The organism is Sulfitobacter sp., from assembly GCF_041552635.1.
In the GTDB taxonomy this organism is placed as follows: domain Bacteria; phylum Pseudomonadota; class Alphaproteobacteria; order Rhodobacterales; family Rhodobacteraceae; genus Sulfitobacter.
In genome coordinates, this window is record NZ_JBFEKM010000254.1 from 1 (window position 1) to 4038 (window position 4038).

The window sequence follows — 4038 nt, forward strand, 5'->3', positions numbered from 1 at the left end:
AGGTGCTGCTATGTTCATGACTTCATAATCAGCGGCGTTGTTCGAGTTGGAACAACCAAAAGTAAAAATCTTTAGAATTAAGATTGGGTGATTATTTATTAGGCGCTAAGGCGGATTAGCGCGTAAAAATCGTGCAGATGGAAAGGTGCCCAGATCCATCCCAGGTCAGGTAACCCTGACTCATCGTCTTTTGAATAGGTCGATTCGGCAGATATCTATGGCACCCTTCACCGCGAAAATGACCAAAGCTCGGCCATGGGGCAAAGAACAGCGATTCTGATCAGACCGCCTTTCTGATCCGCAAGTAAATGAATGATGACTTAAATAGGCCGGCGATTAGCGACCCGTTAGCTCTCTTGCGCGATGCCAAGATAGCTCAAGATCACCTCGACTGCGTGGGTGCGGCGGTCGGCCTGCCAGTCCGCATCTGTCAGGTCCTTGCCCACGACAACCCCAAGTGTCGGGCCGTTGTTCAAGTGGTGGGCCGACAGTGCCACGATGCTAAGGTACAACTGCACGGGGTCGGCTTTGCGTGTAAACGCCCCCGCAGCATAACCCCTGTCGATCAGCTTGCCGATGGCCGTGATCAAGGGCTGGGACATGTCGCGGATCATTTGGGAGCGTTCGATATACTTGCCCCCCAGCAGATTTTCATTGCGCGTCATCTTGAGGAAACTCGCGTTGTTGGCGAAATAATCGTAGGTGAACTCCACCAATTGCCGGGCCGTGGCCACCGGATCACCGCCGCTAAAATCCAGCCGTGCTTCTTGGTTCCGGATCGCTGCAAACACGCTGTCGAGCGCGGCAATATACAGCTGCTCTTTGCTGCCGAAGTAATGATAGATCATCCGCGAATTGCATTTCGCTGCATTGGTGATCCGTTCGACCCGCGCGCCGTGAAACCCGTGCTCTGCGAATTCCTGCACCGCGACGGATAGAATTTCAGCTTGGGTGCGGGCCGCATCACGGCTGCGCACGGTGTCGGATTTGCGGGTCGGTTTGGGTTGGATCATATCGGACCTGTCTGATGTGTCTGCCGTCAAAGCGTGTCTTGCTGCATCAGTGTGCGTTCTGTGCCCTTGTAGTCAACACCGCAGCCAAGACTGTTTTTGCTGGCGCGATCCGGCCAGATCAATCGTGTCCCACGGCAGGGCATTGCGCAGATCGTCCTTGTTGCGGGGCTGAAAGCTGTCAAAATATCGGCTGCAGGCTACATGCGTCAGCGAGGGGATGCACAATGGTTCTTAGGCTTGAAAATATTGAGAAATCCTTTCGTGACAGCGAAGGTGTTGTGCCCGTCCTGCGCGGGGTCAGTTTTGATCTTGCAGCGGGGCAGACCCTTGCGTTGCGCGGTGAATCCGGCAGCGGGAAAAGCACGCTATTGCATATTGCCGGCGCGCTAGAGGCACCTGATGCAGGCCATGTGTGGGTGTCGGGCAAGGATCTGACGACGCTGGATGACCGCGGGCGGGCTGAGATGCGCAGAACCGATATCGCGCTGGTGTTCCAGCAGTTCAATCTGATCCCGTCGCTGACGGTGGCACAGAATATCACCTTTCAATCCGCGCTGTCCCGCGCGGTGGATCACGCGCATGTCGAACAGGTCACAGATGCCTTGGGCCTGTCCAGCCAGATGAAGAAATATCCCGAAGCATTGTCCGGCGGACAACAGCAGCGCGTCGCCATCGCCCGCGCCATCGCCGCCAAGCCCAAGTTGATGCTGGCGGATGAACCGACCGGAAATCTGGACGAGGATACTGCAAATGATGTGTTGGACCAACTGCTGAAACTGGTAGCACAGACCGGGGCGGCGTTGATGGTCGTGACCCATTCGCCCGCCATCGCGGCCCGCATGGACCGGCAGTTGCATCTGAAAAACGGCCGTTTGACATGATCAGGGCCTGCCTGTGGGCGCTGCTGTCGCATTGGCGGCGCAATCCTGTCCAGCTTTTCGCTTACCTTGCGGGGTTGGCATTGGCCACAGCACTTTGGTCGGGCGTTCAGGCGATCAATGCCGAAGCCCGCGCCAGCTATGATGCGGCGGCGGCAACACTGGGGGAGGGGCAGTTTGATCTGCTGGTCCCCCGGCAGGGCGAGGGTATTTCGCTTGACCAATATGTGTCGCTCAGACGGTCGGGCTGGCTTGTTTCTCCGGTGATTGACGGGCGATTGGACGGCGTGCGGCTGGTAGGTGTCGATCCTGTCACTTCGCCCACGGGCATGGGGGCGGTGGATATCCTTGGGGGGGCGGAACCGGAGCTGGGTCGCCTTGAGGGCGTCTTTGCGAACCCGCAAACCGCGCTGAAGCTTGATCCGGGCGTGCAGGTTACGGTGGATGCAAGCGTCGCACCGGGGCTTGCGATCGGGGATATCGGCATCGTGCAAAAACTGTTGCAGCGCGACGATCTGACCCGCCTTATCGTGCTGCCGGACCAACCGATTGACCAACCCGATCTGGCCTTGGTCGCCCCCGGTCTACGGGTCCAGCCGGCGCAGCAGGTCGCAGATGTCGCGCAATTGACCGACAGTTTTCACCTGAACCTGACGGCCTTTGGTCTGCTCAGTTTCGCCGTGGGCCTGTTTATCGTGCACAGCACGATCGGGCTGGCGTTTGAACAAAGGCGAGGCATGATCCGGACGTTGCGATCGCTGGGGGTGCCGCTGCGAACGTTGGTGACGCTGATTGTGGCCGAGATGATGACGCTGGCATTGATCGGGGCGGGCTTGGGGATCATCTTGGGGTATCTGATCGCCGCACTGCTGCTGCCCGATGTTGCTGCGACCCTGCGCGGACTTTACGGCGCTGAAATCTCGGGGGCGCTGGAACTGCGGGCGTCGTGGTGGGTGTCCGGTTTGCTGCTGGCCGTATTTGGAACGGCGGCGGCGCTGTCGGCGCGGATCTGGCAGATTGCGCATATGCCGCTGTTGGCCAGTGTCAGGCCGCGGGCGTGGGTCACGGCCACCGCATCGCGGTTCCGGCTGCAATCGGTGGGCGCGGTGGTGTTGCTGGGCGTAGCGGTGCCGGTTGCGTTGATATGGGACGGTTTGATCGCAGGTTTCGCGCTGCTGGGCGGCTTGCTGATCGGCGCGGCACTGGCGCTGCCTGCTGTGGCTGCGGGCATCCTGACCGTGCTGGAGAGGCGGACCGTCACGCCCGTCTGGGGCTGGTTTTGGGCGGATACGCGGCAACAGCTTCCGGGGCTTAGCCTTGCCTTGATGGCGCTATTGCTGGCGGTATCTGCCAATATCGGCGTCCTGACCATGGTATCAAGCTTTCGTTTGACCTTTGTCGCGTTCCTTGACCAACGGCTCGCGCCGGAACTTTTTGTACAGACAGAAACGGCAGATCAAAGCGCCGCACTTGAAGCGTTCTTGCAAACCCGAGGGATTGAGGCGCTGCCGCTTTTGAGAACGGGAACCACCGTCGCCGACCTGCCGGTCGAACTTTACGGCGTGCGGGTCGGTCCGACCTATCGCAACAGTTGGGTGTTTCTGGACGCGGCCCCGCAGGCTTGGGACCTTGTGCAGACGGGCAAGGCAGCCGTTGTGAATGAACAACTGGCGCGACGGGCTGATCTTTGGGTCGGCGATGTGTTGCAGGTCACGCCCGATCTGCCGCTGCCGATTGTTGCGGTTGTGGGGGATTATGGCAATCCTCAGGGCCAGATTATTGTATCCGAACAGGTATTCACCGGACTATACCCCGACATTTATCCCACCCGTTTCGGAGTACGAACCAGCGGTGCCGCAAATTTGAGGGCCGCGATCGTGACGGCCGTCGGGATCGATGATGGTGCCATCATCGCCCAAGAGGCGATCAAGGCGCTGTCGCTTGAGGTGTTCGAAAAGACCTTTGTCGTGACCTCGGCGCTGAATGTCCTGACGCTGGGGGTTGCGAGCTTTGCAATCTTGATGAGCTTGCTGACACTGGCCGACCTGCGGGTGCCGCAACTGGCCCCGGTGTGGGCCCTCGGGCTGACCCGCCGCAGATTGGGCTGGCTTGAGCTGTTGCGCGCCGTCTTGCTTGCAGGGCTGGTC

3 protein-coding genes are annotated in these 4038 nt (G+C 59.5%); 2 read left to right on the forward strand and 1 reads right to left on the reverse strand.

Going from position 1 to position 4038, the window contains the following annotated elements:
* Nucleotides 1–347 precede the first annotated feature (347 nt).
* Nucleotides 348–1013, reverse strand: coding sequence for a TetR/AcrR family transcriptional regulator (locus ABYT07_RS19485; RefSeq protein WP_372993678.1), 666 nt, complete (start codon nt 1011–1013; stop codon nt 348–350).
* 224 nt (nt 1014–1237) lie between these two features.
* On the opposite strand from ABYT07_RS19485, the gene ABYT07_RS19490 reads away from it, so the two are divergent.
* The gene (locus ABYT07_RS19490; RefSeq protein WP_372993679.1) at nt 1238–1894 is read left to right on the forward strand and encodes an ABC transporter ATP-binding protein; all 657 of its coding nucleotides are present in this window, start codon (nt 1238–1240) and stop codon (nt 1892–1894) included.
* A partial coding sequence (locus ABYT07_RS19495; protein ID WP_372993680.1) for an FtsX-like permease family protein occupies nt 1891–4038 on the forward strand: 2148 nt, incomplete at its 3' end. The genes ABYT07_RS19490 and ABYT07_RS19495, both read left to right, overlap by 4 nt.